This window comes from Chamaesiphon sp. OTE_20_metabat_361, assembly GCF_031364565.1.
In genome coordinates this window covers 1-2,923 of the sequence record NZ_JANLWO010000691.1, presented here as the reverse complement: position 1 = coordinate 2,923, position 2,923 = coordinate 1, and the positions used below count along the sequence as shown (strand labels likewise).

The following is a 2,923-nucleotide window of genomic DNA, read 5'->3' as shown; positions in this document are numbered from 1 at the left end:
CCCTAGCTCAGTTTATGACGATCGCGCGCCCCAATGCGACCCCGAAATCTGGAACCTCGGAATTCCGGTGTTGGGTGTGTGCTACGGAATGCAATTGATGGTGCAGCAGCTCGGCGGTGAAGTAGTTAAAGCTAAAAAAGCTGAGTACGGCAAAGCCGAATTACTCATCGACGATCCGATCGATCTGCTGACGAATGTCGAGGAAGGAACGACAATGTGGATGAGTCATGGCGACTCCTGCGAACGGCTTCCCGATGGCTTCGATCTACTAGCACATACTGAGAATACACCATGCGCGGCGATCGCCAACCATCAGCGTAAGTTATTTGGAGTGCAATTCCATCCTGAAGTAGTGCATTCGATCGGTGGGTTCGCTTTAATTCGCAATTTTGTCTATCATATTTGCGGTTGTCAACCAACTTGGACGACCGAAGCATTTGTTGAGGAATCAATCAGAAATATTCGTGCTAGAGTGGGCGATAAAAAAGTTTTACTCGCACTATCTGGCGGTGTCGATTCTTCGACTTTAGCATTCTTATTGCACCGCGCGATCGGCGACCAATTAACCTGTATGTTCATCGATCAAGGGTTCATGCGGAAGCTCGAACCAGAACGATTGGTGAATTTATTTAAAAACCAATTTCATATCAAAGTTGAATATGTAATGGCGCGGGAACGGTTCATTAATGCGATCGCGGGTGTTACCGATCCTGAAACCAAACGTAAAATCATTGGCACCGAATTTATTCGCGTATTCGAGTCAGAATCAAAACGATTGGGGCCATTTGATTATCTCGCGCAAGGGACATTATATCCCGATGTAATTGAGTCCGCAGATACCAATGTCGATCCGCAAAGCGGCGAACGGGTAGCAGTTAAAATTAAGAGTCATCACAACGTTGGTGGTTTGCCTAAAGACTTACAATTTAAACTCGTCGAACCCTTACGAAAATTATTTAAAGATGAAGTGCGAAAAGTGGGACGATCGATCGGCTTACCCGAAGAAATCGTTAAACGGCAACCATTTCCCGGCCCCGGTTTAGCAATTCGGATCATCGGTGAAGTCACCGCAGAGCGACTAAATATCCTTCGCGATGCCGATCTAATCGTTCGTCAAGAAGTTAATAAACAAGGACTTTATGACAAGCTCTGGCAAGCTTTCGCGGTACTACTCGCCGATGTAAATAGTGTCGGCGTCATGGGCGACCAACGGACTTATGCACACCCGATCGTTTTACGTTGTGTATCTAGTGAAGATGGCATGACCGCCGATTGGTCAAAGGTTCCTTATGAGTTTCTAGAGATTGTTTCCAACCGGATTGTGAATGAAGTCAAAGGCGTCAATCGCGTGGTTTATGATATCACTTCCAAGCCACCCGGCACGATCGAGTGGGAATAATTCTTTGCGATTAGTTTAAATTAGCTGAAAAGGTGGGCATTGCCTGCCTTTTTGATTTTATCTGTAATCTATTTAGTCAGATCCAGAGGATTTCAATCTCCGACCCCTTCCAAAAGCAATAGCTTGAAGCTCTTAACTGTTTATGGGGTATCCACTTCAGCCATTCGCAAGAAGTGAGCAGGGTAAAAAACAGGGTAAAAGTGGTTTCGGGGTTGGTTTACTCTTTATAAATTTCCCTCTCCACTGAGGCGACGGATGATGATATCGATTTTGGTATCGAGCGAGTCAAACCTCTGATTTGTGTCAGCTTCAATGCGATCGAGTCGAGCATTAACCGCTACAAATTCCGCTCTCATCTCCGATCGTATCGAGCCAATCTCTTCATAAATCCGATCTAGTACGCTGGAAAACTCTTGGGGGGAGATCTGGGTGTATTCCAGTCTGTCTAATCTACGGTTGACACCACCCAAGTCGCGGTTAACGCGATCGATGTCGTCTGGTTCTGTGGCTTGAGTCATGTTAACCTCATGGTAGTTATGTTAAGTTCGATTCTCCTGACGGAGACGCTTCTCTTCGAGAGGCTTCGCCAACGCGAACGCGCTGCTAGTAACAGTCCCTCGATTCTCCTAACGGAGACGCTACGCGAACGAAATAGCCCTCGCCTTCACTGGTGGGGCTATTTCGATTATATGAGTAAATTCTACCCAAATCGATTCTGTGTTGACATTGTGTTGACACTTTTATATGATAGTTATCACCTACCGCAGAGGAGAAAGCGTTATGTACGCCTCAGTAAACGAAGGTTTGGCGAATGAAACCCGTGATGTCACAATTAACATCCGCGCTAAGAAGAATCAACGCGATCTAATCGATCGAGCGGCGGAATTGCAAGGGAAGAGTCGATCGGAGTTTATGCTGGAGTCGGCTCAAAAGACCGCCCAGGATGTGCTGTTAGACCAAAGATTTTTTGGGTTGGATGAAGTTAAATTCCAGCAATTTGTGGAATTGCTGGATGAACCACCGACACATCACGAACAGCTTCACAAATTGCTAACTACAAAAGCACCTTGGGATTAATTCGTGGGCAATAATCTAGAGCAACAGCGGATTCGTCCGCCAGAAAAACTGAGTTCGATTCATCAGATCGAGGATTTTGATTCGGGGATCGAGCCATTAGATAGTTGGCTGAAGCGTCGCGCGCTGGGGAATGAAGCAGAGGGGGCTTCGCGTACTTATGTCGTCTGTGTGGGGGACGTTGTGGTGGGGTATTACTGCTTATCCAATGGCGCGATCGCCAATAATATCGCGACGGGTAAGGTAAAGCGAAATATGCCAGATCCGATTCCGGTGATGAAAATTGGGCGATTGGCGGTCGATCGCAACTGGCAAGGGAAGGGGATTGGGCGTGGTTTGTTGCGAGATGCGATGCTGAGGACGCTCAAGGCTGCGGAAATCGCGGGGATACGAGCTATCCTGGTTCATGCGATTTCGGAGGGGGCAAAGCAGTTTTACGAGCAGTATCGG

The 2,923-nt window shown here is 47.1% G+C and carries 4 protein-coding genes; 3 read left to right on the top strand and 1 reads right to left on the bottom strand.

Translation table 11 applies throughout. The features are described from left to right. Positions 1-1,399, top strand: a 1,399-nt coding sequence (guaA, locus tag RMO35_RS19545; RefSeq protein ID WP_309743360.1) for a glutamine-hydrolyzing GMP synthase, incomplete at its 5' end; no start/stop codon positions are given. 224 nt (positions 1,400-1,623) lie between these two features. Here guaA and RMO35_RS19540 read toward each other — a convergent pair. Further along, positions 1,624-1,917, bottom strand: a complete 294-nt coding sequence (locus RMO35_RS19540) for a hypothetical protein (RefSeq protein WP_309743358.1) — start codon at positions 1,915-1,917, stop codon at positions 1,624-1,626. Between the two features lie 262 nt (positions 1,918-2,179). Here RMO35_RS19540 and RMO35_RS19535 point away from each other — a divergent pair, with 262 nt between their 5' ends. Together RMO35_RS19535 and RMO35_RS19530 are read left to right on the top strand one after the other, a co-directional pair. Further along, entirely contained in the window at positions 2,180-2,476 is a 297-nt protein-coding gene (locus tag RMO35_RS19535; protein ID WP_309743356.1) for a DUF1778 domain-containing protein, read from the top strand. A 3-nt stretch (positions 2,477-2,479) separates the two neighbouring features. After that, a partial coding sequence (locus RMO35_RS19530; protein WP_309743354.1) for a GNAT family N-acetyltransferase occupies positions 2,480-2,923 on the top strand: 444 nt, incomplete at its 3' end.

What these genes read in the sequence shown, in the direction of transcription:
- RMO35_RS19540 (WP_309743358.1), bottom strand. Translation starts at nt 1,917, where the DNA reads ATGACTCAAGCCACAGAACCAGACGACATCGATCGCGTTAACCGCGAC.
- RMO35_RS19535 (WP_309743356.1), top strand. Translation starts at nt 2,180, where the DNA reads ATGTACGCCTCAGTAAACGAAGGTTTGGCGAATGAAACCCGTGATGTC.